The 26,619-nt window shown below is 60.7% G+C and carries 25 protein-coding genes and 1 tRNA gene; 11 read left to right on the top strand and 15 right to left on the bottom strand.

All coding sequences use genetic code 11. From position 1 onward, the window contains the following. Window positions 1–143: 143 nt before the first annotated feature. On the bottom strand, window positions 144–812 hold the full coding sequence (locus FHX15_RS11780) for a DUF2161 domain-containing phosphodiesterase (RefSeq protein WP_184397071.1): 669 nt from the start codon (window positions 810–812) through the stop codon (window positions 144–146). A 189-nt stretch (window positions 813–1,001) separates the two neighbouring features. Between FHX15_RS11780 and FHX15_RS11775 the strand changes: the two genes are divergently transcribed. Further along, a complete protein-coding gene (locus FHX15_RS11775; RefSeq protein WP_184397068.1) occupies window positions 1,002–1,613 on the top strand; it encodes a TerC family protein in 612 nt (203 codons plus the stop codon). A 48-nt stretch (window positions 1,614–1,661) separates the two neighbouring features. Here the strand turns inward: FHX15_RS11775 and FHX15_RS11770 are convergent, their stop codons facing one another. The 3 genes from FHX15_RS11770 to metG are packed head-to-tail and all read right to left on the bottom strand — an operon-like array spanning window position 1,662 to window position 4,816. Next, on the bottom strand, window positions 1,662–2,474 hold the full coding sequence (locus FHX15_RS11770) for an MBL fold metallo-hydrolase (RefSeq protein ID WP_184397065.1): 813 nt from the start codon (window positions 2,472–2,474) through the stop codon (window positions 1,662–1,664). 4 nt (window positions 2,475–2,478) lie between these two features. Continuing rightward, window positions 2,479–3,261, bottom strand: a complete 783-nt coding sequence (locus FHX15_RS11765; RefSeq protein ID WP_184397063.1) for a TatD family hydrolase — start codon at window positions 3,259–3,261, stop codon at window positions 2,479–2,481. A 4-nt stretch (window positions 3,262–3,265) separates the two neighbouring features. Then, entirely contained in the window at window positions 3,266–4,816 is a 1,551-nt protein-coding gene (metG, locus tag FHX15_RS11760; protein ID WP_184397059.1) for a methionine--tRNA ligase, read from the bottom strand. 233 nt (window positions 4,817–5,049) lie between these two features. On the opposite strand from metG, the gene FHX15_RS11755 reads away from it, so the two are divergent. After that, complete coding sequence (locus FHX15_RS11755; protein WP_184397056.1) at window positions 5,050–5,838, top strand: sulfite exporter TauE/SafE family protein; 789 nt, start codon at window positions 5,050–5,052, stop codon at window positions 5,836–5,838. Window positions 5,839–5,937: 99 nt separating this feature from the next. Here the strand turns inward: FHX15_RS11755 and FHX15_RS11750 are convergent, their stop codons facing one another. From FHX15_RS11750 to FHX15_RS11735, 4 genes are all read right to left on the bottom strand, one after another. After that, a complete protein-coding gene (locus FHX15_RS11750; protein ID WP_184397053.1) occupies window positions 5,938–6,963 on the bottom strand; it encodes a DNA polymerase III subunit delta' in 1,026 nt (341 codons plus the stop codon). Continuing rightward, a complete protein-coding gene (gene tmk / locus FHX15_RS11745; protein ID WP_184397049.1) occupies window positions 6,956–7,633 on the bottom strand; it encodes a dTMP kinase in 678 nt (225 codons plus the stop codon). Before tmk ends, FHX15_RS11750 begins: the two co-directional genes overlap by 8 nt. Window positions 7,634–7,767: 134 nt before the next feature. Further along, complete coding sequence (locus FHX15_RS11740) at window positions 7,768–8,961, bottom strand: D-alanyl-D-alanine carboxypeptidase family protein (RefSeq protein ID WP_184397047.1); 1,194 nt, start codon at window positions 8,959–8,961, stop codon at window positions 7,768–7,770. A gap of 83 nt (window positions 8,962–9,044) precedes the next feature. Next, window positions 9,045–10,211, bottom strand: a complete 1,167-nt coding sequence (locus tag FHX15_RS11735; RefSeq protein WP_184397045.1) for a septal ring lytic transglycosylase RlpA family protein — start codon at window positions 10,209–10,211, stop codon at window positions 9,045–9,047. Between the two features lie 446 nt (window positions 10,212–10,657). On the opposite strand from FHX15_RS11735, the gene FHX15_RS11730 reads away from it, so the two are divergent. From FHX15_RS11730 to FHX15_RS11720, 3 genes are all read left to right on the top strand, one after another. Continuing rightward, window positions 10,658–10,747 (top strand) — tRNA-Ser (locus FHX15_RS11730). 154 nt (window positions 10,748–10,901) lie between these two features. After that, window positions 10,902–12,014: an NAD(P)/FAD-dependent oxidoreductase gene (locus FHX15_RS11725; protein WP_184397043.1), complete on the top strand. Its 1,113-nt coding sequence runs from the start codon at window positions 10,902–10,904 to the stop codon at window positions 12,012–12,014. 380 nt (window positions 12,015–12,394) lie between these two features. Beyond that, window positions 12,395–12,649 (top strand): GlsB/YeaQ/YmgE family stress response membrane protein, encoded by a 255-nt coding sequence (locus FHX15_RS11720; protein WP_184397041.1) that lies wholly within the window; start codon window positions 12,395–12,397, stop codon window positions 12,647–12,649. 63 nt (window positions 12,650–12,712) lie between these two features. Here the strand turns inward: FHX15_RS11720 and FHX15_RS11715 are convergent, their stop codons facing one another. Then, window positions 12,713–12,994 carry a hypothetical protein gene (locus FHX15_RS11715; protein ID WP_184397038.1) on the bottom strand — a complete coding sequence of 94 codons (282 nt, stop codon included), beginning with the start codon at window positions 12,992–12,994 and terminating at the stop codon, window positions 12,713–12,715. 218 nt (window positions 12,995–13,212) lie between these two features. Between FHX15_RS11715 and FHX15_RS11710 the strand changes: the two genes are divergently transcribed. Genes FHX15_RS11710 through glp form a run of 5 tightly spaced genes read left to right on the top strand, consistent with a single transcriptional unit; the run spans window position 13,213 to window position 18,676 of the window. Continuing rightward, window positions 13,213–15,105 carry a peptidylprolyl isomerase gene (locus FHX15_RS11710; protein ID WP_184397036.1) on the top strand — a complete coding sequence of 631 codons (1,893 nt, stop codon included), beginning with the start codon at window positions 13,213–13,215 and terminating at the stop codon, window positions 15,103–15,105. Window positions 15,106–15,118: 13 nt separating this feature from the next. After that, window positions 15,119–16,135, top strand: a complete 1,017-nt coding sequence (trpD, locus tag FHX15_RS11705; RefSeq protein WP_184397034.1) for an anthranilate phosphoribosyltransferase — start codon at window positions 15,119–15,121, stop codon at window positions 16,133–16,135. A 9-nt stretch (window positions 16,136–16,144) separates the two neighbouring features. After that, the gene (gene trpC / locus FHX15_RS11700; protein ID WP_184397032.1) at window positions 16,145–16,957 is read left to right on the top strand and encodes an indole-3-glycerol phosphate synthase TrpC; all 813 of its coding nucleotides are present in this window, start codon (window positions 16,145–16,147) and stop codon (window positions 16,955–16,957) included. 1 nt (window position 16,958) lies between these two features. Continuing rightward, window positions 16,959–17,456 (top strand): cyclic pyranopterin monophosphate synthase MoaC, encoded by a 498-nt coding sequence (gene moaC / locus FHX15_RS11695; protein WP_184397030.1) that lies wholly within the window; start codon window positions 16,959–16,961, stop codon window positions 17,454–17,456. Then, window positions 17,453–18,676, top strand: a complete 1,224-nt coding sequence (glp, locus tag FHX15_RS11690) for a gephyrin-like molybdotransferase Glp (RefSeq protein ID WP_184397028.1) — start codon at window positions 17,453–17,455, stop codon at window positions 18,674–18,676. Before moaC ends, glp begins: the two co-directional genes overlap by 4 nt. Here the strand turns inward: glp and FHX15_RS11685 are convergent. The 4 genes from FHX15_RS11685 to FHX15_RS11670 all read right to left on the bottom strand — a co-directional run bounded on the left by FHX15_RS11685 (window position 18,645) and on the right by FHX15_RS11670 (window position 21,746). Beyond that, complete coding sequence (locus FHX15_RS11685) at window positions 18,645–19,886, bottom strand: multidrug effflux MFS transporter (RefSeq protein WP_184397026.1); 1,242 nt, start codon at window positions 19,884–19,886, stop codon at window positions 18,645–18,647. The two genes, glp and FHX15_RS11685, sit on opposite strands and share 32 nt — an antisense overlap. After that, window positions 19,883–20,335: a MarR family winged helix-turn-helix transcriptional regulator gene (locus FHX15_RS11680; protein WP_184397025.1), complete on the bottom strand. Its 453-nt coding sequence runs from the start codon at window positions 20,333–20,335 to the stop codon at window positions 19,883–19,885. Before FHX15_RS11680 ends, FHX15_RS11685 begins: the two co-directional genes overlap by 4 nt. Window positions 20,336–20,446: 111 nt before the next feature. After that, window positions 20,447–21,037: a 2-hydroxychromene-2-carboxylate isomerase gene (locus tag FHX15_RS11675; RefSeq protein WP_184397023.1), complete on the bottom strand. Its 591-nt coding sequence runs from the start codon at window positions 21,035–21,037 to the stop codon at window positions 20,447–20,449. 46 nt (window positions 21,038–21,083) lie between these two features. Beyond that, complete coding sequence (locus tag FHX15_RS11670; protein WP_184397021.1) at window positions 21,084–21,746, bottom strand: class I SAM-dependent methyltransferase; 663 nt, start codon at window positions 21,744–21,746, stop codon at window positions 21,084–21,086. Between the two features lie 166 nt (window positions 21,747–21,912). On the opposite strand from FHX15_RS11670, the gene FHX15_RS11665 reads away from it, so the two are divergent. Then, window positions 21,913–22,695 carry an alpha/beta fold hydrolase gene (locus tag FHX15_RS11665; protein ID WP_184397019.1) on the top strand — a complete coding sequence of 261 codons (783 nt, stop codon included), beginning with the start codon at window positions 21,913–21,915 and terminating at the stop codon, window positions 22,693–22,695. 53 nt (window positions 22,696–22,748) lie between these two features. Here the strand turns inward: FHX15_RS11665 and FHX15_RS11660 are convergent, their stop codons facing one another. Both FHX15_RS11660 and FHX15_RS11655 read right to left on the bottom strand, forming a co-directional pair. Further along, window positions 22,749–24,656, bottom strand: a complete 1,908-nt coding sequence (locus FHX15_RS11660; protein WP_184397017.1) for a DEAD/DEAH box helicase — start codon at window positions 24,654–24,656, stop codon at window positions 22,749–22,751. A gap of 97 nt (window positions 24,657–24,753) precedes the next feature. Continuing rightward, complete coding sequence (locus FHX15_RS11655; protein ID WP_184397016.1) at window positions 24,754–26,616, bottom strand: CHASE2 domain-containing protein; 1,863 nt, start codon at window positions 26,614–26,616, stop codon at window positions 24,754–24,756. Between the last annotated feature and the right edge of the window lie 3 nt (window positions 26,617–26,619).

Genomic DNA, 26,619 nt, shown 5'->3' with positions numbered 1-26,619 from the left:
TATCAGTCCCATCCGCAATCTCCCACGTCATCAAAACGTGAGGAGAGTGACATTCCAACTTTGCAGAAACAGGACACTTTAACTTTGCGGCTACATACAAAGATCGCATAAGATAGATTATGGAACCAAGTATGCCAGAATAGCTACTGTGCCGCCTGCATTTCAGGCTGTGGCCATCGACGTAACGCTTCCCGACCAGCATCCGTCAAGCCATAGACGCCTCTGTCGAGCCGTTCGAACCAGCCGTAGACATTGGACAGCAGGATCTTGCCTGCGTCAGGCACACCGGATCTGATATCGCGCACACGCAAAGGTCCTGACATCAGCGCTGCCGCGCAGCCGAGCGCCTGCTGGCGATATGCGGTCATGACAGGCGTGCGCGTACTGCCGCCGAGCGCCGGGTCGCCGCGCCGTTTCTGATGCTCGCGCATCAGCCGCGAACGGCGCTTCGGATTGGTCCGCGGCATCGGCGATACGGAGCCGACGATAATGCTGACGTCGCCGGCGTCCGAAATGCCGAGCATGCCGATGCCGAGCCTGCGGCACAGGTCACGGTAGCGCCTGTCGGCTTCGCGGCCTTTTCCCTTGGCTGATACCTTGGCCGCAATCCACACCTCATCCGAAATGGCCGCGCGATCGACAGCCTGGAGGATGAGCTCGAGATTGAAGCTCATCTTCAACTCGCAGACCACGATCACAGGCGGATCGTCGTCGTTTAAGCCCACGAGATCGCAGCCGCCGACTTCGCCTTTGACGACATAACCTGCTTTTTCGAGGAAGCCTTTCACGGGCAGATAAAGCGACGTTTCCATGAGCCTGCGGATAGAAAAAGAATCGTTCCATAATCTACATCGATACGCCTCCGCGCGACACCGCATCAACCGCCATCGGCCGGCTAGGCGGCTTGACCGTGGATGTAGCCATCAAGGCATACCTTCGCTGGTTGACGGAAAAGCGCTGAGACGCTAGCACGCTCGAAGCATATCAGGGGGTAATGCAATATGGATATTTTCACAGCAGCCGGCTTGACGGCCTTGCTGCAGGTCATTGCTATTGACCTCGTTCTCGCCGGCGATAACGCCGTCGTCATTGGCCTTGCTGCCGCTGGTCTGGAGGCCGCACAGCGCCGCAAGGCGATCATTGTCGGCATTCTGGCGGCAACGGTTCTCCGAATCCTGTTCGCCAGTGTTGCGGTCTATCTCTTGGCGATTGTCGGTCTGCTGCTTGCCGGCGGCCTGCTCCTCCTCTGGGTCTGCTGGAAGATGTGGCGTGAGTTGCGCGCCGGCCATCATGATGATCACGCCGTTGAAGCCGGCGCATCGGCGCCGAAGAAGACGTTCTTCCAGGCCGCGATGCAGATCGTCATCGCTGACGTCTCCATGTCGCTGGACAACGTCCTTGCCGTAGCGGGTGCCGCTCGCGAGCATCCAAGCGTATTGGTTCTCGGCCTCGGGCTTTCCATCGCGCTGATGGGCATAGCTGCGAACCTCATCGCCCGCTTGCTCAACAAACATCGCTGGATTGCCTATATCGGCCTTGCGATCATCCTCTACGTCTCACTGGACATGATCTATCGCGGTTCGCTTGAAGTCATGCCTCTGGTCGGCGGCTAAAGCAAAAGATACCGCATTCCCGTCTTTCGAAGAAAAGACGGGAATGCCTTAGATCTCGACTTCGAAGCTCATCTGGTCGAACGCTGGCACCACATGATCAGGCGTCTGGGCCATGACCACGTCATAATCGAGCGGTGTATGCATGTGCGTCAGGATCGCCCGCTTCGGTCTCAGCCGCTCGATCCAGTCCAGCGACTGTTCCAGCGAAAGATGGCTCGGATGATACGCATATTGCAGGGCGTCGATGATGAGGATGTCGAGGTTCTGCAACTTCTCGACCGTCTGTGGCGGAAAATCGCTGACATCGCTGCAATAGGCCACGTCGCCGATGCGGAAGCCGAGCGAGTGGATGTCGCCGTGCTGCTGCAGATGCGGCACGCAGGCGATCGTTCCGCCCGGCCCGTGGATTTCGACGGGCTTCTCCAGATCCTCGATCACGATTGGCAATGCAATCGGCGGATAATTGCTACCAGGCGGCGTCTCCAGGCAATAGCCGAAGGCCTCCTGCAGCCTGCCCATGGTGAACGGTTCGGCAAAGATCGGTACGCGCCGGCGGGTATTGTGGAAATAGCCTCGCAGATCGTCGATGCCGTGAATGTGGTCGGCATGCGGATGAGTGTAGAGGACCGCATCGACATGATCGACCCCTGCCCTGATCATCTGTTCGCGGAAGTCCGGACCGGTATCGACGACGACAGTCGTCGCCGCACCATCAGCGGCGAACTGCTGGATCATGAAGGATGCGCGCGTCCGGCGGTTCTTTGGATTGGCTGGATTGCAGGCCCCCCAGTCACCGGTGATGCGCGGCACGCCTGGCGACGACGAACAGCCGAGAATGGTGAACCGCTGCCGCCGTGACACGCCGCTAGATCCTCGGCATTTTGGAGAACAGACGGAAAGCATTATCCGTCGCGATACGCGCAAGTTCCTCGTAAGGAAGGCCGATCGTATCGGCCAGTACCTCGGCCGTATTCACCACGTAGGACGGCTCGTTGCGCTTGCCGCGCCAGCGCTTCGGCGCGAGATACGGCGCGTCGGTTTCTACGAGCAGCCGCTCATGCGGAATGGTCTTGGCGATCTCGCGCAGCTCTTCCGATTTCGGGAAGGTCAGAATGCCCGAAAAGGAAATATAGCCGCCGAGGTCGACGCCGATCTTTGCGAGCTCGGGACCGGCCGAGAAGCAATGCAGAATGAAAGGAAAGGCCCCCTTTTCTGTTTCCTCGGTCAGGATCGCAGCCATGTCGGCATCTGCGCTGCGGCTATGGATGACGAGCGGAAGCTGCGTCTCACGCGCGGCTGCAATATGGCGCCGAAAACCAGTCTGCTGATCCTCGGGTTTCTGCGTGTCGTAAAAATAATCAAGGCCGGCCTCACCGATCGCAACGACCTTTTGATGGCTGTTGGCGAGCCGCACCAGATCTTCCGTCTGGATATCCAGCTCGTCACCAGCATTGTTAGGGTGCGTGCCAACAGAACAGAAGACGGACGGATATTTTTCGGTTATGGCGAGCAGCCCGTCGAGCTTGCGCACGCGGGTGCAGATCGTCACCATCTGCGCCACGCCGGACGCATGCGCGCGTGCGACGACCTCGTCGCGCTCGGCATCGAAATCGGCAAAGTCCAGATGGCAATGCGTATCGACCAGCACGGCCTCAAGCCTCCGGAGCCACATAGCGTGGGAAGACCGGCTTCGGCGCTTCGAGCGGCGTTCCCGGCACCAGACGGCCAGCTTCGCCCAGGCTCGCGAAGTCCCGCTTGTCCGCAGGTGCGGCCACGAGATCGAGCAGCTTGCCGGCCGATTCCGGCACGAAGGGTTGCAGCAGGATGGCGATCTGTCGCACCACTTCGGCAGTGACATAGAGCACCGTGCCCATGCGGACCGGATCAGTCTTCTTCAGCGCCCACGGTTCCTGGCCGGCGAAATAGCGGTCCGTTTCCGAGACGACTGCGATGATGGAAGCCAGGGCGCGATGGATCAGCTGCTTGCCCATGTCTTCGCGCGTCGAGGCATGCAACGCATCGGCCTGCGCTAGCATCGCCTTGTCCTCGTCGGTCAGGGGACCGCATTCAGGTATCTGGCCGTCGCAGTTCTTGACGATCATCGACAGCGAACGGCTGGCAAGATTGCCGATGCCGTTGGCAAGGTCGGAATTGATGCGCGTGCCGATCGCCTCTTCGCTATAGCTGCCGTCCTGGCCGAAAGAAACCTCGCGCAGGAAGAAGTAACGCACCTGATCGAGACCGAAATGGCTGACTAGGTTGACGGGATCGACGACGTTGCCGAGCGACTTCGACATCTTCTCGCCCTTGTTAAGCAGGAAGCCATGGGCAAAGACGCGCTTCGGCAGCGGCAGCTTGGCCGACATCAGAAAGGCAGGCCAGTAAACGGCGTGGAAGCGGATGATGTCCTTGCCGATGATATGCACATCGGCCGGCCAGTATTTCGCCCGCGGTCCGTCGCGGTCTTCGATATAGCCCGTAGCAGTGATGTAGTTCGTCAGAGCGTCGACCCACACATACATGACATGCGAGGGATCGTTCGGTACCTTGATACCCCAATCAAAGGTCGTGCGCGAGATCGACAGATCCTTCAGGCCAGACTTGACGAAGGAGATCACCTCGTTACGGCGCTCGGCCGGCCCGATGAAGTCAGGGTTTTCCTCGTAGTGCTTCAGCAGCCGGTCTTGGTATTCCGAGAGCTTGAAGAAGTAGCTTGCCTCTTCCACCCATTCGACGGGCGTACCTTGCGGTCCGTAGCGCACACCGTCGGCGCGCAGCTCGGTCTCGTTTTCCTGGTAATAGGCTTCGTCGCGCACGGAATACCAGCCAGCGTAGGAATCCTTGTAGATGTCGCCATTGTCGGCCATCAGGTTCCAGATGTTGCGCGAGGTCTCGTGGTGACGCTCCTGGGTGGTGCGGATGAAGTCGTCGTTCGAAGCATTGAGCAGCTTCGCCATCGCCTGGAATTCACCGGAATTGCGGTCGGCAAGTGCTTGCGCCGTGATGCCTTCGGCGCGCGCCGTCTGCTGCATCTTCTGGCCGTGTTCGTCCGTCCCCGTCAGGAAGAAGACATCTTTGCCGTCGAGGCGCTGGTAGCGCGCCATGGCATCGGTCGCAATCAGCTCGTAGGCATGGCCGATATGCGGCTTGCCGTTGGGATAGGAGATCGCGGTCGTGATGTAGAAGGGGGTCTTGTCTGTCATGGCGGCCAATTCGGGCTTACTCTATAAAAATCGTCAGCCGCTATTAGCGCATGTCTCGCATAAGCGAAACATCAAGTTTGGCAGCCGCCTACGATTTCGGGGCCGCGCATTGATGATCTTGACTCGGCTTCTGGCGCAATTTACCCCTGCTGGCGCAAGAGGCGGGACGGATGCGAAGTGCCATTTTTTGTCGATTGGAATAGTCGTGGCCCCGCGCTCTCGGAGGCACGTATTTGACATTCGAGCCTCTTTATTCTCTGTCCGGTCTCATGGTGGGAGCGCTGGTCGGTATCACCGGCGTTGGCGGCGGTTCGCTGATGACGCCCCTGCTCGTGCTACTTTTCGGTGTTCATCCGGCGACGGCCGTTGGAACCGATCTTCTCTATGCGGCAATCACCAAGACGGCGGGTACTGCCGTCCACGGCATGCATGGCCGCGTAAATTGGAAGATCGTCGCCAGTCTTGCGGCCGGCAGTGTCCCTGCGGCACTTTCGATGCTCTGGCTGATGGCTGGCGTCGATCGCAAAAGCATTGGCGTCACGAATACCATCACCACTGCGCTCGGCTGGCTTCTGGTCATGACCGCAATCATGCTGGTTTTCCGCAGCCAGATCCTTGAATTTGCCCGCCGTGCCATCGGGGAGCGCATGCCTCCGAAACCTGCGACTATCGCAGTCTTCACCGTCGGTCTGGGCTCTGTGCTCGGCGTGCTCGTCACCTTGACGTCGGTCGGCGCCGGCGCCCTGGGCGTGACGATCCTGCTTGTCCTCTATCCCAGCCTCGATGTGCGCGAGATCGTCGGCTCGGATATCGTCCATGCGGTACCGCTCACCCTGATCGGAGGCATGGGATACTGGTTCATCGGCGAGATCGACTGGACGATGCTCTTTGCCCTGCTCGTCGGTTCCATCCCCGGGATCATCGTCGGCAGCTTGCTTGCGCCGAAACTGCACGAGCGCACCATCCGCATCGTACTGGCCGTCACGCTCGCCCTGGTTGCCTGGAAGCTGCTGGCCGGCTGATTAGAACAATTCCAGCAAAAGTTTGCAGCGGTTTTGTGTCCGGAATTGCGTGAAACAAAGAGATAGAAAGTCCTTAGTGCGGGACGCACTAAGGACTTTCTACACGCGGGGTTGCTTGATCTCGGAAAGCACTTCCATGATCGTCTGCTTGCGGTCGAGATTGTAGGCGTCGGAGACGGTCAGCTTCTCGGTGATTTCGGAATAAAGCCGCGCCAAACGTTCGGCCGCCGCAATCCGCCCCTCACCCGCAGCGAGGCGCGCGCGGCTCATGACGTCGTCGCCGACATGGCTCACGAAGAAATCAAAAATCGTGTCGCTTTCTTTACCCGAAAGCGCATCCGCAAGCCGATGCATGGCTTTGCGCGCCGTAGGTCCCTCGGAGGAGAGAACTGCGTCATAGGCTTCGATGATCTCTCCGCCGCCATAGTTCAGCAGTTTGAGCGCCTCGCCCACACTGCCCTTGGCAGCGGAAAGTAGGGGCTGCCCCTCCCCTTGAATGCCGAGATGGGCAAGTGCCGAAAGCAACGCGCGATCGTCGAGTGGGGCAAGCTTCAGCGGCAGGCAGCGTGAACGGATCGTCGGCAGCAGCTTTCCCGGTGCGTGCGAAAGAACGAGGAACATCGCCCGCTTAGGCGGCTCCTCGAGGATTTTCAGGATGGCGTTGGCGGCGTTCCGGTTCATGTCGTCGGCGGGGTCGATGACGACGATGCGCCAGTTGCCGGTACCCGAGGTCTGCGAGAAGAATTTACCCGCCCGGCGCACTTCATCGATGGTGATCGCCGATTTCACCTTCCCGGTCTTGTCGTCGACAGGACGGGCAAGGTGCAGGAGATTGTGCGAGGCGCCCGATGCGATCTGCCGGCTGACAGCGGAAGCAGGGTCCGGATCGGAAATGCGCTCGGGCGCGCTCGCGGGATCGGGATGCGAGAGCACGTGGTTGGCGAAGCGGAAGGCCAGGGTTGCCTTGCCGATGCCCTCCGGCCCCTCGATCAGGATTGCATGATGTCCTTTGCCGGAGCGGTAGAATTGCGCCAGGAAATTCTCGGCTTCTTCATGGCCGAAGAGCTTCGTATTCTCGGCTGGCCAGATCGCGCCGTCGAGCAGTCCGGGCCTTTCCTCACTCATGGTGGGCAGCTTCCGGCATCCGCTCTTCGGGGGCTGGCTTCAGCAGTTGCCTTACGATGATGAGGATGTCTGCGGCGATCGCCTCTTCCGGCTGCGCAGCGTTGATGACATGACAGCGCTCTGGCTCGCGCGCGGCGATATCGAGATAGGCCTCGCGCCTCTTCTCGTGTGTTTCCAGCGTTTCTTTCTCGAAGCGGTCAGGTCCGCCGGCGTTTCGTTTGCTGACGCGCTCCAACCCCAGCTTGGCCGGAATATCGAGGATCAGCGTACAGTCAGGCATGACACCGTTGATGGCGATGCGCTGCAGCGTCTCGATGAAATCGGGCTCCAGATTGCCGGTGACGCCCTGATACACCCGCGAGGAATCCATGAAGCGGTCGCAGAGCACGATCTTGCCGTTGTAGAGCGCCGGTCGGATGACCTCTTCCACGTGATCGTTGCGGGCCGCGGCAAAGAGGATCGCTTCCATGCGAGTGCCGAAGGCCTCCGCTGCACCCGAAAGCAGCACATGGCGCACCGCTTCGGCACCCGGCGAACCGCCCGGCTCCCGGGTCAGCAGCACGTCGTGGCCTTCAGCCTTAAGAGCCTCGGCGAGGCGGCGGATCTGCGTGGACTTCCCAGCGCCCTCTCCGCCTTCAAAAGTAACGAACAAACCCTTACCGGATGACAATGATACTTTCCCGCATTCTGAGCGCCGCGCTCTTCCTCTATCTATCCGAAGATAGCGCGGAGCGAAACCTTTTGCCGCGGCGACATATTCGCCTTCCCCGGCAAATTACGGCTATATCGGTCTGAAAAGAAGTGTCAGCTCTGCTCGGGCTTGTCCCACAGCCAGGAGAAGAACAGTGATTCGCCAAGCTCGAGCAGCGCATCGACCGCCCGGCTGCTGAGCGATCCGACCTCCACGGATTGCGCGGTATAGAGAGGCACTTCACGCAACATCCTGTTGCCGGAAACGATGCGCAGGGTGCCGACTTTCGTATCGGCTTTCACGGGCGCCATTAGCGGCCAGTGATAGACGATGCGCGCGGCGAGCCGGTCCGGATTGCTGATCGGAACATAGACGCTGACGGGCGCTTTGGCGACGAGGTCGACGGTGCGCGCCGTGCCGCCGTAGACGCTCGCGGCACCGATCACCTCCTTGTCGGCGAAGACCTGGTGGCTCTCGAAGGCTGTCAGCCCCCATTCCAGCACCCGTTTGGCTTCTTCCGTGCGTTCCTTGTCCGAGGCAATGCCGGCAAGCACCATGAAGAGCCGCCGTCCGTCGCGCTGCACCGAGGCGACGATCGAGTAGCCCTCGCCTTCCGTAAAGCCTGTCGCCAGTCCGTCCGCGCCGAGATCCATGCCGAGCAGCGGGTTGCGGTTACGCTGGAAGATCCTGTTCCATTCGAAATCGGGCTGCGCGAAATAGGAATAGAGGTGGGGATAGGAGGTCTGCAGATCGCTGGCGAGCGTCACGAGCTCCTTGGCTGTCACCTTGCTCTTGCCGTCGGGAATCCCGGTGGAATTGCCGAAGGTGGCCTTTTCCATGCCAAGATCGCGTGCGCGCCGCGTCATCGAAGCCGCGAACTGGTCTTCGCTGCCGGCCATGCCCTCGGCAAGGATGATGCAGCCGTCATTGGCGCCCTGGATCGCAACGCCCTTGATCAGATCCTCGACACGCACTTTCGATTTCAGCGCCGCAAACATGGTCGCCGCACGCGAAGGCGCGCCGCCCGTGCGCCAGGCATATTCGGAGACGGCATATTCGGTATCGAGCGAAATCTGCCCTTTAGTGACCGCATCGAAAACGAGGTCCATCGTCATCAGCTTGGCAAGTGAGGCAGGTGCGAAAACCTGGTTCTCATTCTTGGCGAGAAGCACCGTGCCGGTCGAGGCTTCGATCATATAGGCCTGCGCGGCCTTGGTGACGAAACCAGCCTCGGTACCTTCTGCAGCAACGGCAGCGGAAGCAGGCAGGAGCAGGCATGCAAGGAGGCGAAGCAGCGGCTTCAACATCGCTAATCCCATTGAACGTGCGGGGTGATTCAGGAGGGTAAAGCGAGCCGGAAGCCGATGCAATTACACTTTATTGTAGGCTTTTATCGCGCCTTTGCGCTGCCGCCGTTACGCCGCTTGAAGGAGGCGAGAATCGACTCCTCGGTGAGCCCGTCGTTGCGCACCATCACGGCATCGAAAGCGAGTGGGACGTTCACCGTCGTCACGTCTTCCTGGTAGCCCATGGCCAGCGACGTGCCCTTCGACCAGCCGTTCGGACGCTCAAAGGGAATGGGTCCGATTTCCGGCAGAACCACCATCTGTTCCATCGTCTGCCCGCCCGTGGAGGGTGCGGGCGGCGGCGTCAGGAAATGCCCCCCCGGCGGTGCTTGCATCGGCACAGGGGCCAGTTGCGGAGCCGGAGCTGGATTATACCTGGCGCTTGGCGTGGAGCCTGGATACTTGGCGCTCGGCGTAGAGCCTGCATAGGCCGTCGACGAGAATGGCACCGGCACACTGGCAGGAGACGGATTCGAATAATCGCCGAGGCTTTGAAGCTGATCGCCGGTGATCTTCTTGCTGTTGGAGGCGACCATTACGCCAGTCGCAATCTGACCCTCGCCCGGATAGATGCCCGGAAGACGGCTGCCCTTCGGAATATAGGAGGCCATCAGATAGGGCATATCATGTCCGTCGAGCGGGGCCTTGCCGACATATTGAACGCGAACCTTCCCGGTGCCGCTGTGCTGCAGGTCGAGCATGGAGGCAGTCTTGTTGGAGAGGTCGATGATGCGGCCTTCATGATACGGCCCGCGGTCGTTGACGCGTACAATGATCGACGACCCGTTTTCGACATTGGTTACGCGCGCATAGCTTGGCAGCGGAAACGTCGGATGGGCAGCGGAAAGATGCATCTGGTCATAAACTTCGCCATTGGCAGTCAGACGGCCGTGGAAAGCCGAGCCGTACCAGGAAGCGATACCCACTTTGTTATAGGAGTAGTCCTCCTTGGGGTAATACATCTTGCCTTTCACAACGTAGGGGTCACCCACCATATAGCGGCCACCGCCCTTGGGGATATTGTTGCCGGTAGCAACACGCGGGCTGGCTTTAACGCCATATTCGCTTTCGGAGAAATATTCCTTGCCGTGGGATTTCTTCTTGGGAACTGCCTGCGTCGTGCCGCAGGCCGCCACTGTTGCGCACATGGCCGATATCGCCAGCCACCGTGCCGTCGTTGCGAAAGACGCCGCCCCGTAATTCAGTTTCATATGCCCCACGCCGTCAAAGACCGTTATGGTTAAGGAACTCACCCGTGAATGAGTTGGAGTTGCCTTATGCCCTGCCTGCCTAACGAGACTTTAATCTTGTGGATATCGTGGCGAATTTGCGAACGATTTCGGCACGATAGGTCGAATTCTAATGATTATGGTTAATATTTGATTGATTTTAACCTGTGCAGGAATGAAATCCTGCATGTATTTCCGCATTTTGGACCGTTTCGGATGATGACAGGCTTGCCGCTGGCGGCCGCTACCCTGTCCCGCCGCGAGACACCAAGCAGCCTATCTTTTCAATTGTTGTCCGATCTATCAGAACGCATTGACGCTGGAGCGCGAACCGCTATAAAGCCTGCCAAACAGCGATTTGCCCGTCGGGGAAAGTAGCCTCGTCAAGAACGAGCGCTTCCAGCGAAGACGAGGCAGGCCAGCTAGACGGAAGAGTGTCCGAGTGGTTTAAGGAACCGGTCTTGAAAACCGGCGTGCGGGAAACCGTACCGTGGGTTCGAATCCCACCTCTTCCGCCAACTTCAGATTGTCCTATCCTGGACCGATACCACCCCAGCACCCTCTTGATTTGAAGATGGGTTCACCCGACGATACCTGAAGCTGGATTGCGTTGTCGGGCCACCAAAAAATCGGAGGCCCCTCGCCGCATTTGGACGATGAGAGGGGAATCTCATGGCGGAGGAACTCGACCTCGACTGCGTCATCGTGGGTGGAGGTGTCGTGGGGTTGGCCGTAGCGCGCGAACTTGCCATGAATGGACGCGAGGTGGTTCTTTTGGAAGCGGAGCCTATGACCGGCAGCGTTACTTCTGCACGCAACAGCGAAGTCATCCATGCCGGGCTCTACTATGCCACCGGCAGCTTGAAGGCAAAGCTGTGCGTTGCCGGAAAACACAGGCTCTACGAATATTGCCGGGAGCGGAACATCCCCCACAGAGCTTGCGGCAAGCTCGTCGTTGCATCCAGTGAGCAGGAGCTCAGGTATCTCGAAAAGCTGTCCAGCCAGGCTGAAGCAAATGGAGTGGAGGACTGCTATCTGATCGATGCAGTTGAGCTCTCCGTTCGAGAGCCTCAGATCCGAGGCTTTGCAGCACTTGTCTCGCCGTCGACAGGTATCATCGATAGTCACAGTCTCATGCAAGCCTACATTACCGACATAGAGGCCAACGGCGGAGCCATCGTATGCAATTCGCCTGTCATCGAAGGCGAATTTGCCGAAGGCAAGATCCGTTTGTCCGTCGGCGGTCGCGATCCCGTTGTGATTCAAGCACGTCTCGTCGTAAATGCCGCCGGTCTGAATGCGTGGACGGTTTCCGAACGGTTGTTGGGCCTGAATGTAAACACGATCCCGTCACGTCACTACGCCAAAGGATGCTATTTCGCATTGACCGGCCGCGCGCCGGCAAAGCAGCTGATCTACCCGGTCCCTGAACCCGGCGGGCTCGGCGTGCATCTGACACTCGATCTTGCAGGCCAGGCACGTTTTGGTCCTGACGTCGAATGGGTTGACGCGATCGACTACGATGTCGATGCTAGCCGCGCGCAGGGATTCTATTCGGCAATCCGCCGCTATTGGCCCGATCTGGCTGACGGTGCGCTGCAGCCCGCCTACTCTGGAATCCGCCCGAAAATCGCCGGGCCGGACGCAGGTGGCGGTGGTGACTTCGTTATCCAGGGGCCGGAACAAACCGGTCATCCAGGCTATGTAGCTCTCTATGGAATTGAAAGCCCCGGCCTCACCGCCTCGCTTGCCATTGGGCAGAAAGTGGCGCGACTTGCGAAATAAAGTAAGTGTTCTGCAAACCCACTGATCGGCGGCTATCGCTCACCACAGACGCTTCGGTAACGATCTTGAGGGCTACACATTGAACACTCCATTCCGCCGTCGTCAGGCGGTCCATTTTACCTAGATTGTATACTTTAACAGTCATTAACGAGCGGCTTGCACAGTTGAGGCGGTGAATTATGTTTGCTTCCGTTAATGGGAGGATTCATGTTCACTCAGAGTTTGCCACACCGGTCTTTTCAGGACTGTTGTTTCAAATTGCGGTTGTCGTGCTTTCCAACGCGGTGACATTCGTTCATCCTTAACAGCGCTAAGCCCGCGACACCGCGGGAACTTTTTTCGATTGTTCTATCTCACGTTTGGGCAGGAGGGAGATTGCCATGGAAAATGCTGGTGTAGGTTGGATTGCAGCCATCATTATCGGCGGCTTGGCCGGATGGCTGGCTGAGAAATTCATGAACAGCAATATGGGCGTGTTCATGAACATAGTGCTCGGTATTGTCGGCGCGATTGTCGCCAATTGGATTCTGGGTGTCCTTCACATCCAGCCGCTCAACGGCTGGCTCGGATACCTGATCACGGGCTTTGTCGGCGCATGCATCCTGATCGCGCTAGGACGCGTCATCCGCCGCTGACCGGACACGGGAGAGAGTCTCGGGAAATTGAGGGCCGGACGTTCTGCGTCCGGCTTTTTTTGGTTAGCGCCGGCTGAGGAGGCCGAAGACATAGGCGATGCCGGCAGTAATGGCGATCGCAGTCAGCGGCTCTTCGCGCACTCTGTCACGCAAGCGTTCGGTCATGACCGAGGCCTCATCGGCGACTGCCGTCTTGGCGCCCTGCCCCAGCGCGATTACGCTCTCTGAAAGGCGGGCCAGGTCTTCGCGCAAAGCGGCGACCTGCGCGGACAGATCTTCGGCGGCAACTTCGGCCTTGACCCGCGCAGCGGTGGATTCGGCGGAAGCGGTTTTCAGTTCGGCCATGGTCTGCTCCTGTTCAGGTGGAATGCCGCATCAACGAAATCAGACCGGGAAAGGTTCCCAATCAAGCATCTTTTGTCGGCCGCAGCGGGCTAGCGAGAGCGTGTGCAAGACCCATAAGCTTTTCGCGCGACAAGCCTTCATTTCCTCGCAGCTTTGTTTTATGGAACGACGGAATGTCTGCCCTTTTGGGCCAATGATAATGTGAGGTTCGCGTTTCCATGTTCCATTTTCTGAGAAGAGCTGCTCAGACCTGGGTTGCCAAGCTGCTCCTGCTCCTGCTCGTCGCCTCCTTCGGTATCTGGGGCGTGTCGCGTGAGCTGATAAACGGCGGCAGCAGTACGACGGTTGTCACCGTCGGAGAACAGCACGTGGACGTCAACGAATTCCGTCTCGCCTATCAGCGTCAGGTTGCGTCTCTGAGCCAGCAGTTCGGCATGCGCCTGACGCCTGAACAGGCTCGCGCCTTCGGCGTCGAGCAGCAGGTTATTGCTCAGCTTGTGGCTGGTGCCTCGCTCGATCAGCTCGCCGACGACATGGGCCTCGGTCTCTCCGAAGATCGCCTTGCTCAGTTGATCGGCGACGATCCGGCTTTCAAGGCAGTCAACGGCCAATTCGACCGTCAGCTTTTCACCTCGCGCCTGCGCAATGCCGGGATTCGCGAAGACGACTATATCAAGGAGCGCAGCAAGGTCGCCGTACGCAGCCAGATCGTCGATGCCGTTTCCAACGGCTTCCAGGCTCCGGCAACGCTTGTCAACGCGCTGAAGCTTTATGGCAACGAAAGCCGCAGCGTCGATTATCTGCTGCTGACCAACGCGAATATCGAGCCGATCAAGGCGCCCGCTGACGATGTGCTCTCCAAATGGTTCGAAGGTGTCAAGCAGCGATACCGCGCGCCGGAATATCGCAAGATTGCCTATTTGAAGCTTCAGCCCGATGACATCGCCGATCCTGCGACCGTCACCGACGATCAGATCAAGGAAGCCTTCAATAAGGCCAAGGCGACCTACACGACGCCGGAAAGCCGCACGCTGGAGCAACTGACATTTGCCAGCAAGGATCTCGCCAATGCGGCTGAAACCGCGCTGAAAAGTGGCACGAGCTTCGACCAGCTCGTCACCGATCAGGGCAAGACTGCGAGCGATGTGCTTCTCGGTGAATTCACCAAGGACAAGGTTCCGGATCAGGCCGTCGCCGAAGCCGCTTTCGCGGTGAAGTCGGACGGCGGCACTACGGCTGTCGTGGATGGTACTTTCGGTCCCGTGATCTTGCGCGTAACCAATATCAAGCCGGAGAGCACCAAGAGCTTCGACGAGGTCAAGGAAGAACTGCGCAAGCAGCTTTCGGTTGCCAATGCCTCGCAGGAAGTCATCAACGTTCACGACCGCATCGAGGATATGCGCGCCGGCGGCACGTCTCTTGAGGAAATCGCCAACCAGCTCAAGCTGAAGGCCGTCGTCATCGATGCGGTCGACATGACGGGTGCGGACAAGGACGGCAATCCGATCAAGAATATCCCGGCCCAGCAGCAGCTTCTGCCGGAAGCCTTCAAGACCGATGTCGGCGCCGATGCGGTTGCCATTTCCGTCGGCAATGACGGCTATGTCTGGTTTGATGTCCGCGACATCATGCCGGAGCGCGACCGCCCCCTCGCCGAGGTGCGTGACAAAGCCGTCCAGGACTGGACCGGCGAGCAGCAGAAGGTCGAGCTTGCCAAGAAGGCAGACGAGCTGAAGGCTCAGGCGCAGAAGGGCACGTCGCTCGCCGATATCGCCGCCCCGCTCGGCATTACCGTCGAAAGCAAGAGCGGCTTTACGCGCTCCACCGACGATCCGGTTCTCGGCCGCGCCGGCATCAACGCCGCGTTCTCTGGCCCTGTCGATACCGTCGCAGGAGCTGTTGGCGCAGACCCGAGCACGCAGATCCTGCTGAAAGTCACCGAGGTCAACGACCAACCGACGACCGATGCTCTGAACAATCGGGACCAGCAGATCACCGCCATGGCAAATGCCGCCGGCGACGATATTCTGGATCAGATGGTCAACCTGTTGCAGAGCAAGTACGGCGCGCAGGTCAACCAGAAACTCGCCGAACAGGCGACCGTCCGCTAGGGGGAAGCGACGCATGACCGATCTGAAGCCGCTTTTGGCCAAGGCAGCAAGCCGCGAGCCACTGACCCGTGACGAGGCCCGCCAAGCCTTCGATATCCTCATGTCCGGCCAGGCAACGCCTTCGCAGATCGGCGGCTTCCTGATGGCGCTCCGCGTTCGCGGCGAGACAGTCGACGAGATCGTCGGCGCCGTCACCACAATGCGCTCCAAGATGCTGCGGGTCGTAGCGCCTCAGGACGCGATCGATATCGTCGGCACCGGCGGCGATGCCAGCGGCACCTACAATATCTCGACGCTCGCGGCGCTGATCGTCGCCGGCGCGGGCGTTCCGGTCGCCAAGCACGGCAACCGTGCACTGAGCTCGAAATCGGGTGCTGCCGACAGCCTTGCCGCACTCGGCGTCAATCTCGAGGTCAGCCCGGAAATGATCTCCCGCTGCATCGCCGAGGCCGGTGTCGGCTTCATGTTCGCGCAGCAGCATCATTCGGCCATGCGCCACGTCGGTCCCACGCGCGTCGAACTTGGCACGCGCACGATCTTCAATCTGCTTGGCCCGCTTTCCAATCCGGCCGGGGTCAAGCGCCAGCTCCTCGGCGTCTTCGCGCCGCAATGGGTCGTGCCGCTTGCGGAAGTCATGCGCGATCTCGGCTCCGAGAGCGTTTGGGTCGTCCATGGAGACGGACTCGATGAAATCACCACGACCGGCAAGACCAGCGTTGCCGCGCTTGAGAATGGCCAGATCCGCACCTTCGAGCTGTCGCCGGCCGATTTCGGCGTGGCGCCCTGCCGGCTCGCCGATATCAAAGGCGGTGACGGTGTAGTGAATGCAGCTGCCCTTCGTGAAGTGCTTGCCGGCGCCAAGAACGCCTATCGCGATATCGCGCTCGCCAATGCTGCTGCATCGCTCGTCATCGCCGGCAAGGCCCAGACGATCCGCGACGGAATGAAGCTCGCAACGGAATCGCTCGATAGCGGCGCCACCGCGTCCGCACTCGACAAACTGATCGCAGTATCCAACGATATCGACTAGGATCGTCTCATGACCGATATCCTGAAAAAGATCGAAGCCTACAAGCGTGAGGAAATCGCTGCCGCCAAGGCAAAGACCTCACTCGCCGAACTGAAGGCCATGCAGGCCGGCCAGTCCGCGCCGCGCGGCTTTCGCAAGGCGCTCCTCGCCAAGCGCGATGCCGGAGAGATCGGCCTGATCGCCGAGATCAAGAAGGCAAGCCCATCCAAGGGCCTCATCCGTCCGGATTTCGACCCGCCTGTTCTCGCCAGGGCATACGAAGCCGGTGGCGCCGCCTGCCTTTCGGTGCTGACTGATGCGCCGAGCTTCCAGGGCGCGCCGGAGTTCCTGACGGCGGCACGTGCCGCCTGCGCACTGCCTGCGCTCCGCAAGGATTTCATGTTCGAGACCTATCAGGTCCATGAGGCGCGTGCCTGGGGCGCCGATTGCATTCTGCTGATCATGGCCTCGCTGAGCGATGACGATGCCGAACGCTTGCAGGACGAAGCCTTCTCACTCGGCATGGATGTGCTGGTCGAGGTTCACGACGTGCCCGAAATGGAACGTGCCCTGAAACTCTCCTCGCCGCTTGTCGGCATCAACAATCGCAATCTGCGTACCTTCGAGGTTAGCCTGACGGTCAGCGAAACGCTGGCTTCAATGGTTCCGGCAGACAAGCTCCTTGTCAGCGAAAGCGGCATCTTCACCCATGAGGATTGCAAGCGCCTGCAGGCCGTAAGGATCAACACCTTCCTCGTCGGCGAAAGCTTGATGCGCAAGGACGACGTGACTGCCGCCACCCGCGCATTGCTGTTTGGCGAAGCCGCTATCGCGGCCGAATGACATGAGCGGTGAGAAGCCCGGCCTCACCCATATCGATGCCGCCGGTGAGGCACATATGGTCGATGTCTCCGACAAGACTGAGACCGTGCGCATCGCCACTGCCGAGGGCCACATAAAAATGGCGCCGGAAACGCTTGCACTCATTCGTCAAGGCAATGCCAAGAAGGGTGATGTCATCGGCACCGCTCGCCTTGCCGGCATCATGGCCGCCAAGCGCACCGCCGATCTCATTCCGCTCTGCCATCCGCTGATGCTGACAAAGGTCACGGTCGAGATAGGGGAAGACGCCGCCCTGCCCGGCCTGCGCGTCACCGCAACCGCCAAGCTCACCGGCAAGACCGGTGTGGAGATGGAGGCGCTGACCGCCGTCTCGGTCGCTTGTCTCACAATCTACGACATGGCCAAGGCGGCCGATAAGGCAATGGAAATCGGCGGTGTGCGATTGCTTGAAAAATCCGGCGGCAAATCGGGCGATTTCCGTCACCCGGAGGCGAAATGAACCTTCTATCGGTCGCCGAGGCCCAGAGCCGCTTGCTCTCCCGCGCAAAGCCCGTCACGGCGTCCGAAACGCTGTCGCTCGCTGAGGCTGAAGGGCGCGTCCTTGCCGTCGATCTTACGGCAGGTCTGACCCAGCCGCCCTTCAATGCATCTGCCATGGATGGTTATGCGCTGCGCCGCGAAGACGCGCCGGAGCCGGGTGCCGTGCTGAAAGTCGTCGGTACGTCTTCCGCCGGCCACGGCTTCGAGAGATGCGTCGGTCAGGGAGAAGCTGTCAGGATCTTCACCGGTGCGCCTGTCCCGTCAGGCGCCGATAGCGTGTTGCTGCAGGAGGATGCCGAAAAGATCGAGGGCGGTATTCGAACCAAATTTGCAGTCCGCCAAGGCCAGCATGTGCGTCCTCGCGGTCAGGATTTTGGCGAAGGTGAAGTCGTACTCTCCGCCGACACGGTGCTCGATTTTTCGCGGCTGACGGTCGCTGCCGGCATGAACCGGCCTGAAGTCGAGGTACTGCGCCGTCCGCTGATCGCAATCCTCGCCACGGGCGATGAACTGCTGCCACCCGGCAGCACGCCCGGCCCCTCGCAGATCATCGCATCCAATACGTTTGGCGTTGCGGCGCTCGCCCGCAAGGCTGGTGCCGACGTGCTCGATCTCGGCATCGTGCCTGACGATAAGACCAGGATCACGGCGGCGATCGACAAGGCGCGTAATGCCAAAGTCGACGTCATCGTCACGCTCGGCGGCGCTTCCGTCGGCGACCACGATCTGGTGCAGGCCACATTGATCGAGGCCGGCATGCAGCTCGATTTCTGGCGCATCGCCATGCGCCCCGGTAAGCCGTTGATGGTCGGCAGCTTCGGCGAAACCCATGTGCTCGGCTTGCCCGGCAATCCGGTATCGAGTCTTGTTTGTTCGCTGCTTTTCCTCGAACCGTTGATCCGCAAGCTCGCTTCGCTGCCGCCAGTACAGCGCGAGGCAACGGTGGAAACCACGGTCACCATGCGTGCCAATGACCAGCGGCAGGATTATGTCCGCGCAAGGCTTTCAAAATCCGCTGCCGGCGATTGGCTGGTCGAACCATTCGACAAGCAGGATTCATCGATGATGAAGATTTTCGCCCATGCGGATTGCCTCATCATTCGCCCGCCGCATGCACCCGAATTGCCGGCCGGAGCCCCCTGCCCAATCATGCTTCTGCGACCAGATCTCCTCGCCTGACATTTTCTGAAGCCATCGCAAGCCAGAAGCAGAGCTGCGCCAGCGCGCTAGCGCCGAGGATGACGGTTGCCGCCGCAAGCCCTGGATCGCCGCCGATGCCTGAGAGGGCGCTGCAGACCGCTCCAACAGCCATCTGCGTCGAGCCGTAGAGGCCGGAAGCGGAACCAGTGACCTTCGGATTGACGGTGACGGCAAGTGTCAGCGCGTTTGGCGAGGCCACTCCCGCGCCAATCGTATAGACCATGATCGAGGCCATTATCGGCAGAAGCGTCAGATGATGGGTTACGGCAAAGCCAAAGAAGACGAGTGCGGCTGCGATGCTCACAAGGTTGGAAATCACCATCAGCCGCTTCATCGCAAACCGGCCGATGAGCCGTGTCGCGATCACGCTGCCGATCCAGTAGCCGAAGATGAGCAGCGCCAGACAGAGACCGACTTCCGTCGCCGGCCGGCCAAGCTCGTTGATCACGATGAAGGGCGCGGACGCGGTGAAGGCGTACATGGAAGTCGTCGCGCAACCGCCGCCGATCGCGTAGCCGATAAAGGAGCGCGACGCGAGCAGTCCCAGGTAATCACGGCTCAGTGACTTGAGAGGGGTTTCCATGTTGCGTGTGCCGGTCTCTGATACCTTGCGCCATGTCAGCAGCAGGTTAACGACACCGAGAGCGCAGAGCGCTGCGAAGATCGAGCGCCAGCCAAGCGTGGAGGCGAGCGCCCCGCCCGCGATTGGTGCAAGCCCAGGCCCGACCGTCACCATCAGGTTCATGAGAGCAAGCCGTTTGGCCGTTTCATCAGGACTGGACGTGTCGCGCACGATCGCGCGGGCAATCACCAGACCGGCGCAGCCACCGAAGGCCTGGAAAAGTCGTGCGACGATGAGCGCATGTATACTGGGCGAGAGCAGCGCCGCCACGCCGCCAATCGTATAGAGCGCAAGGCCACTCATCAGTACCGGCCGCCGTCCGTAGCGGTCCGAAAGCGGCCCGTAGATCAGCTGGCCGACGGCAAGGCCGAAGATGTAGAGGCTGACGGTCAACTGCATCTCGCCGATCGAAGCGCCGAGATCGGTCGCCGCTGCCGGCAGGGCCGGCACGAAAATATGCATGGCCAGCGTGCCGCTGAAGGTGATGAGCCCGAGCAGCCAGATCGGTATGTGAAGCTTTGTGCCAAGCGGTCGGGCTTCTGTTATCGGGCCGGGATGCGAATTCACTGTTCGGGCTCCTCGAGCTTTCGGGCAAGCATGTCGCTGATATGGTCGAGCACGCGCCATGTGGTTTCGATGTCTTCGCGCGGGAGAAGAGCAAGCGCTTCCTCGCGAATGCCCTGCGCCACGCGTTCGACCTCCTCCACGGTCTTCCTGCCCTCCGCCGTCAGCAGGATCTCCTTGGCCCGCCTGTCTTCGCCCTCCCGCCGCTCGACCAGTCCCGCCATTTCCAGATTGTCGATCAGGCGCACGACCGAGGAATTGTCGAGCGAGAGCGACGCTGCCAGCTCCTTCTGGTGCATGGGCGTCGGCGAGCGGGCTATGCGCAGCAGCGGCAGCCATGTTGCCTCCGTCAGCCCGAAGGGCTGCAGGCGCAGGTTTGCGACCCGGCGCCAGTAGCGCGCGGTCTGCGAGACGAGGCTTCCGAATGAGGTTGTGATCTTGTCGTCGGTCATGGGAGTATCGATGGGATAACAATAGATGACATGTCATCTATTTCCGCGCAAGCCTGAATTGACCGATGTGCGGACGTAAATCAGATTTTCCGTAAATAAGGAATGTGTCGCTCAGCGCCCCTTTCGCCGCCAGGCGATCGCATCATCGACTCTGTCATGACCCCAAAAGAGTTCGCTATCGACGATGAAGGAAGGCGAACCGAAGATACCGAGCGATTTCGCCTCCTCCGTCGCGACACGGAGTGCCTCGATCCCTTCTTCGGAATTTGCTGCGGCAAGCACACGCTCCGGCTGCTGTCCGGCTTCGGCTATGCTTGCCGAAAGGTTCGGCTCGCTGCCGGCAGGCTCCTGTCGTTGGAACCACCGCCGGTAGGCGGCGACCGCATAAGCTTCGCACCATCCCTCCGCAGCGGCCACAAGCGCGACACGGTTGGCGAGTTCCAACTCAGCCAAGGGATAGGGAACGGGATAGTGGAGCGGCAGGCCGAAGCTTTCGGCCCGGCGCTCGATATCGCGCCACATATAAGCGGCTTTGACTGGCTTCTTGGCGAAGGGAATATTGTCCATCTCGATCATGATCGAGCGCACATTGAAGGGACGCCACCGAAAGGTGACACCGCTTGATGCGGCTATCTCCGGCAGCCGCATGACGGCCAGATAGCTGTAGGTGCTTCCTATCGAAAACCAGAAATCGATCGGCATGGCGAGACACCCCCGGAGAGCACTCGAGCTTAAATCCGCGGCCGCATCAGCTCAAGCGATAAACCGCGCTGTTTGCGGCCATATTGCGGATGCCTCCGCCGAAATCCGGCACGGAATAATCGGCAATCCGGACCAGAGATCCGCTCGGCAAAGGCGCCCTGCCCGGATCTCCGATCAGCACATCGATGCCGGCGGTGCTGCAGCGCTGAAGGAAAGGCAGAACGTGCTCTGCCAACGCCTCGTCATAAAAGATATCGCCGGCCAGAAGCACATCGACTGCAGGGGGGCTATCTCCTGTAATATCGCCCAGCCGAGTCTCGATCATCACATTGTTAGCCTGGGCATTCAGCTGCGCCGCGACGATCGCCTTGGCATCGATGTCGACGGCGAGCACACGGCTCGCACCACATTTCATCGCCACGATGGCGACGAGACCGGAGCCGGTGCCGAGATCGACGACATGTTTGTCGGTAACCGTTTCGGGATGGTCGAAAAGATAGTGGGCAAGCACCGTCCCACCCGCCCAAGGATAGGCCCAGTAAGGCGGCGCCATATCGGAATCGTCAGCCATCGCAAGGCGATAGAGGCCGCTCTTCGGTGTCGCCATATGCAGCCTTACGTTAGGTATCGAAGGCACGCCCGCAAGCGGCAGGTTTGCCTTGATGAAGGCGGTCAGTTCAGGACGATCATCTGCAGAAGCCGGTCTCATCTGCTATCGATTACCCTCGTTGCGACAGGCCACCTAGCCTCGAGGCAGGGCATAATACCTCGCTGCACCTTTGTATAGTTATGGAGCCGCGCGTCTCGGCGTAGCTTTCCTCCAGCGATCCCGTGAGTGCATCGCCCGTTTTTCCTAGAAGCCGGAGGATTCCACTATGCAACCGATCACCAGACGCTCATTCTCGGCCGCGCTCGTTGCAGGGGCGGCACTCAGCATGTTCCCAGCCGCCGGCCGGGCCGCCACCGTCGTCAAGGCGAAGAATGTCGTTCTCGTCCATGGCGCTTATGCCGATGCATCCTGCTGGCTGGATGTCATCCCCCATCTGCAGGCCGCCGGCCTGAACGTCATGGCCGTTCAGAACCCCCTCACCTCTTTTGCCGACGACGTCGAAGCCACCAAGCGCATCCTGGCGCTGATGGATGGCCCGACAGTGCTTGTCGGCCATTCCTATTCCGGCATGCTCGTCACCGAAGCCGGTGTCGAGCCTAAGGTCACCGCACTCGTCTACATCGCCGCTCGCGCGCCTGATGCGGGCGAGGATTATACCGCGCTTGCCAAGCAATATCCGACGCCGCCGGCCAGTGCCGGCCTTGTTCACAACGGCGGTTATGCCCAGTTGAGCGAGGAAGCTTTCGTGAGAGACTTCGCCGGCGATCTGCCGGTTGCCCGCGCCAAGGCGCTCTATGCCGTGCAGGGCCGCATTTCCGATACGCTGTTCACTGCCAAGACGACGGTTGCCGCCTGGCGCTCCAAGCCGTCATGGTACGCCGTTTCGAAGGACGACCGCACCATCAATCCCGATCTCGAACGCTTCATGGCAAAGCGCATGAATGCGACGACTGTGGAGCTCGATGCCAGCCACGTTTCCCTGATCTCGCAGCCGCGCGCCGTCGCCGATCTCATCCTCGCAGCAGCCGGTCAAAACGAACATATTTGAGACCTTTGCTGCATGCCGGCCGCATTGCCTTACCTGTGCGGCCGGCGACTGCCTTAGCGGTCCTTTTTCTTGGCGAACTTGCCCTTGGCACCATCAAACTTAGGGCCGTCGAACTTGCTCTTGCCGCCTTCGAACTTTCCGCCTTCGAATTTCGGCTTCGGGCCTTTCTTCGTCCAGGGCTTGTCGTCCTGACGCTCGGCGCTGGCGGGCCTGTCCTTGCCGAACTTGCCCTTCGGCTTGTCGCTGCGGAAACGATCATCGCCACGATCTTCGAACGGCTTCTTGGCATAGGGCTTGGCAGCCGGCTTGCTGAAATCAGGCATGCCGTTCAGCCTGACTACGCGGATGCCGCGCTCCATCGTCTTGTTCGGGCCGAGCGCGCCGAGAAATCCGTCAGCGCTATCAGCGGCGATTTCCACAAAGGTTTCGTCCGGCTGCATCTTGATCGCGCCAATCTCACGCTTGGTAAGGTTGCCGTTGCGGCAGAGCATCGGGATCAGCCAGCGCGGCTCGGCATTCTGCTTGCGGCCGACGGAGACGGAGAACCAGACGCTCGGGCCGAAGTCGTCGCGCGGTCCCTTCTGCGCCGGAGCAAATTCGCGTGCCTCGCCGTTGTCGCGGCGTTTGCGGGCGCGGTCGTCCTGCACCGAAACCTCGATCAGATCCTCAGGCGCAGACTGGTTGGCGCGATAGAGACGCACGAAAGCGGCGGCAAGCGTCTCGGCGCCATGGCTGGCGATCAGCTTCTGCACCAGATCCTGTTCTTCATCCTGCGGCTTGTCGGCAAAGATCGGATCGGCGAGCAGCCGCTCATCGTCACGCGCAGTCACTTCTTCGACGGACGGCGGACGTGCCCAGGTGGCGTTGATGCCGGCATTTTCCAGCAGCCGCTCGGCCTTGCGGCGAATATTCAGTGGCACGATGAGCGCGCTGACGCCCTTGCGTCCCGCGCGGCCCGTACGGCCGCTGCGATGCAGCAGCGTTTCCGGATTGGTCGGCAGGTCCGCATGCACGACGAGATCGAGGCCCGGCAGGTCGATGCCGCGTGCGGCGACATCGGTTGCGATGCAGACGCGGGCGCGTCCGTCGCGCATGGCCTGCAGCGCATGGCTGCGTTCGTTCTGCGTCAACTCGCCGGAGAGTGCCACGACATTGAAATTGCGGTTGTGGAACCGTGCCGTCAGGTGATTGACGGCCGCACGCGTCGAACAGAAGACGATCGCATTGCGCGCCTCGTAATAGCGCAGCACGTTGATGATAGCGTTTTCACGGTCGCTTGGTGAAACGACGAGCGCGCGATAATCGATATCGATATGCTGCTTCTCTTCCGCCTGCGTGCTGATGCGCACGGCATCGCGCTGATAGCTCTTGGCGAGCTTGGCAATGGCTGCGGGCACAGTCGCGGAGAACATCAGCGTGCGCCGATCGTCAGGCGCTGCTTCGAGGATGAATTCCAGATCTTCGCGGAAACCGAGATCGAGCATCTCGTCCGCCTCATCCAGCACTGCCGCCTTGAGTCCGCTCATATCAAGCGCGTTGCGGCGGATGTGATCGCACAGGCGTCCCGGCGTGCCGACGACGATATGCGCACCGCGTTCCAGTGCGCGGCGCTCGCTGCGAATATCCATGCCGCCCACGCAGCTGACGATTACGGCGCCAGCCATTTCATAAAGCCATTCCAGCTCACGCTTGACCTGCAGTGCCAGTTCGCGCGTCGGCGCAATGACGAGGGCAAGGGGTGCCCCCGCCGCCGCGAAGCGCTCGGCGCCTGCAAGCAGCGTCGGCGCAAGTGCCAGCCCGAATGCAACGGTCTTGCCCGAGCCGGTCTGGGCGGAAACGAGAGCGTCAGATTCTGCGAGCGCCGGATCGAGCATCGCCTTCTGGACGGGGGTGAGCTCGGTATAGCCGCGCTTCTGCAACGCCTTGGCGATCGCCGGAGAGACGCCGTTATAGTCAGTCATGTGTTCGATCTTTCGGAGCTGTCAGACGCGTAACGCGCCGTAGCCGGATCGTCCGGCCGAAGAGTTGGGCAGTTCCTACCCGCTCCGGGTGCGAATGTCAAAGCGTCTCGCCACGCCATGTGTAGATGACGATGCTGCCGGAGCGGCCGCGAAGCTTCGTCTCGAACGGTCCGGCCAACCGCCCCGTCTGCAATAGTATGGCATCGGGACCGGCGGCGTCGAGCAGGCTGGCGCTGAGTGCAAGCTCCGCGCCGCGGCTTGCCGCCACTTCCATGAGGCGCTGCGCGACATTGACAGTATCGCCCGTCGCAGTGATCTGCTGCCGGTCGCCGGTGCCAAGACGCGACGCGACGATCGGGCCGCAATGGGCACCGAGCTTGAAGCCGATCTTCCTGCGGCGAAGCTCCGGATGGCCTGCGAGGAAGAGGCGCGTGCGGTCGGCAAGCCGTATGGCGCAGGCTGCTGCCCGCGCCGAATCGTCCGCCGCCGGTGCCGGCAGGCCGAAAAGGATCATGGCGCCGTCGCCCATGAAGCTTGTGATCGCCCCGCCGCGCAGCCGCACCTCCTCATCGATCAGTTCAAAGAAGCCGCTGAGGATCTCACGCACCATGGCCGGTCCGACCGCTTCGCTGAGGCCAGTGAAGCCCGAGAGGTCGATGAAGACGACGGAAGCATTCTGCCGCACTGGCTCGGCGAGGAATGCCGGGTCGCGCGCCAGCCACTCCCCGAGGCCCGGCGCCTCGATGCGCTGCAGCCGCTCGGACTGATCGGCAAAGTGCCGCGCCCGGCGGCGGTCGCGCCAGAGCTCTGCAGCACCGAAAATAATCGCGGGTGGTAGCGCGGCCGCAATCGGTAACGCAGCGCTTAGCCAGTAACCGTTCGCGAAAGCGGCAAGGTTGAGCATCGCCCAGGCAATAACCGTGAGGCAGATGATGACGAAGCCAAGAGCGCTGCGGCGCCATGCGACCAAGGCGACGAGGAGAACAGGCAAGGCCGTCGCAATACCGGCATCCGCCTGCCGTGTCCTGCTGTCGCGCACCATGCCATCGCCCGCGATCAGATGGGTGATTGCGGTCGACATGACCTCGACACCCGGCAGGATGGGATCGAACGGCGTGGGAAAGACATCGCCGCCGCCGGTGACCGTTGCGCCGATCACCACCACCTTGCCGGTGACGGCATCCGCCGGCAGCGTGCCATCGAGCGCATCCGCAGCGCTAAAGGTGCTGATGCTGCCCGCAGGACCATAGAAAGTCAGCGGCAGGCGTTGCCCCGTATCCGTTGGAATGCGGTGCACGCCGAGCCGGATGCCATCCTTTTCGATCAATGGTTCGGTATCGAGCGCAATCGAGGCCGCGCGCAACGGAAAGGCTGCGTCCAGACGATCGGCGGCGCGAGAAAACAGCGGGATGAAACGCGGTACGCCGCTCTGATCCGTCGCCACATTGACGATGCCGAGCGGCGCAGCCTCGGCGAAGCGCGGCTGCGGCAGCAGAAGCTGCTGTGCCTCGGCGACCGTTGCAAGCGGATCTTCCGCATTCGCCGTCACTGACTGAAGGCTTTGAGGGAAGGTCGCAGCGCCGGCAATGATACTGGGCGCCGATTTGATCGCCGTTGCAAGCGCAGCATCCCCCTCCTCCGTACCGGGATCGACGAGCAGTATATCGAGAGCCAGGGCCTTCGGTTTCAACGCCCCGACGGACGTGACGAGCTGCGCAAGTGTCTCCCGCTTGAGCGGATAGCCATGTGTCGCGGCGGTGCGGTCATCGATCGCGACAATGGAAACGATGTCGGGCGGAGACCGGACGCCGACGATCATGCTGCGCAGATCGACAAGCGTGGCTTCCACACGCTCGATGAGGCCGGAGTTCGACTGCTGCTGGAGATGGAAATAGCCGAGGGCCGCGCCCCACAGACCGGCGAGCAGCAGTGCGATCACTGTCGGAAGCCGGTGGTTCATGAG

The sequence above is a fragment of the Rhizobium sp. BK650 genome (genome assembly GCF_014195325.1).
GTDB lineage: Bacteria > Pseudomonadota > Alphaproteobacteria > Rhizobiales > Rhizobiaceae > Rhizobium.
The sequence above is the reverse complement of the archived record's forward strand: the minus strand, read 5'-3'. Positions and strand labels throughout refer to the sequence as shown.

Bases quoted from the DNA above. Each gene is read 5' to 3' on its own strand.
- FHX15_RS11780 (WP_184397071.1), bottom strand. From the start codon at position 812: ATGGAAACGTCGCTTTATCTGCCCGTGAAAGGCTTCCTCGAAAAAGCA.
- FHX15_RS11775 (WP_184397068.1), top strand. From the start codon at position 1,002: ATGGATATTTTCACAGCAGCCGGCTTGACGGCCTTGCTGCAGGTCATT.
- metG (WP_184397059.1), bottom strand. From the start codon at position 4,816: ATGACAGACAAGACCCCCTTCTACATCACGACCGCGATCTCCTATCCC.
- FHX15_RS11750 (WP_184397053.1), bottom strand. From the start codon at position 6,963: ATGAGTGAGGAAAGGCCCGGACTGCTCGACGGCGCGATCTGGCCAGCC.
- FHX15_RS11740 (WP_184397047.1), bottom strand. From the start codon at position 8,961: ATGTTGAAGCCGCTGCTTCGCCTCCTTGCATGCCTGCTCCTGCCTGCT.
- FHX15_RS11735 (WP_184397045.1), bottom strand. From the start codon at position 10,211: ATGAAACTGAATTACGGGGCGGCGTCTTTCGCAACGACGGCACGGTGG.
- FHX15_RS11725 (WP_184397043.1), top strand. From the start codon at position 10,902: ATGGCGGAGGAACTCGACCTCGACTGCGTCATCGTGGGTGGAGGTGTC.
- FHX15_RS11720 (WP_184397041.1), top strand. From the start codon at position 12,395: ATGGAAAATGCTGGTGTAGGTTGGATTGCAGCCATCATTATCGGCGGC.
- FHX15_RS11715 (WP_184397038.1), bottom strand. From the start codon at position 12,994: ATGGCCGAACTGAAAACCGCTTCCGCCGAATCCACCGCTGCGCGGGTC.
- FHX15_RS11710 (WP_184397036.1), top strand. From the start codon at position 13,213: ATGTTCCATTTTCTGAGAAGAGCTGCTCAGACCTGGGTTGCCAAGCTG.
- trpD (WP_184397034.1), top strand. From the start codon at position 15,119: ATGACCGATCTGAAGCCGCTTTTGGCCAAGGCAGCAAGCCGCGAGCCA.
- trpC (WP_184397032.1), top strand. From the start codon at position 16,145: ATGACCGATATCCTGAAAAAGATCGAAGCCTACAAGCGTGAGGAAATC.
- moaC (WP_184397030.1), top strand. From the start codon at position 16,959: ATGAGCGGTGAGAAGCCCGGCCTCACCCATATCGATGCCGCCGGTGAG.
- glp (WP_184397028.1), top strand. From the start codon at position 17,453: ATGAACCTTCTATCGGTCGCCGAGGCCCAGAGCCGCTTGCTCTCCCGC.
- FHX15_RS11680 (WP_184397025.1), bottom strand. From the start codon at position 20,335: ATGACCGACGACAAGATCACAACCTCATTCGGAAGCCTCGTCTCGCAG.
- FHX15_RS11675 (WP_184397023.1), bottom strand. From the start codon at position 21,037: ATGCCGATCGATTTCTGGTTTTCGATAGGAAGCACCTACAGCTATCTG.
- FHX15_RS11670 (WP_184397021.1), bottom strand. From the start codon at position 21,746: ATGAGACCGGCTTCTGCAGATGATCGTCCTGAACTGACCGCCTTCATC.
- FHX15_RS11665 (WP_184397019.1), top strand. From the start codon at position 21,913: ATGCAACCGATCACCAGACGCTCATTCTCGGCCGCGCTCGTTGCAGGG.
- FHX15_RS11660 (WP_184397017.1), bottom strand. From the start codon at position 24,656: ATGACTGACTATAACGGCGTCTCTCCGGCGATCGCCAAGGCGTTGCAG.
- FHX15_RS11655 (WP_184397016.1), bottom strand. From the start codon at position 26,616: ATGAACCACCGGCTTCCGACAGTGATCGCACTGCTGCTCGCCGGTCTG.